The following is a 352-nucleotide window of genomic DNA, read 5'->3' as shown; positions in this document are numbered from 1 at the left end:
TTTTTAGTGCCTTTAGAGGGGCCCGTTGGGTTATGCTCAGGAGAGTGCCGATAGTAATCTTCAGCCCACCAATCATTAACCCATTCAATCATATTACCACTGAGATCATAAAACCCTAATGGGTTGGGAGGGTAAGTGCCGGAAGGTTCAGCATAATCAGTATTTAACTCATAATTACGACCTTCATTTATCTGACCATTGTCGGTCGCGAATAAAATGTTTTCTCCCCGGTTACGGGCTGCAAATTCCCACTGAGCCTCTGTGGGTAAATCAAAGGGGAGCTCGGTGAGTTTAGCCAGCCATAAACAGTAGTTTTTTGCGCCATACCAACTTACTCCCGCAGGGAATTCAG

At 45.5% G+C, this 352-nt stretch carries 1 protein-coding gene; it reads right to left on the bottom strand.

Annotation, left to right across the window (positions count from 1 at the left end):
* A partial coding sequence (locus tag JIG41_RS00165) for an SUMF1/EgtB/PvdO family nonheme iron enzyme (RefSeq protein WP_199524078.1) occupies window positions 1-352 on the bottom strand: 352 nt, incomplete at both ends.

This window comes from Pseudoalteromonas sp. bablab_jr011, assembly GCF_016464045.1.
GTDB classification, from domain to species: Bacteria; Pseudomonadota; Gammaproteobacteria; order Enterobacterales; family Alteromonadaceae; genus Pseudoalteromonas; species Pseudoalteromonas lipolytica.
The sequence above is the reverse complement of the archived record's forward strand: the minus strand, read 5'-3'. Positions and strand labels throughout refer to the sequence as shown.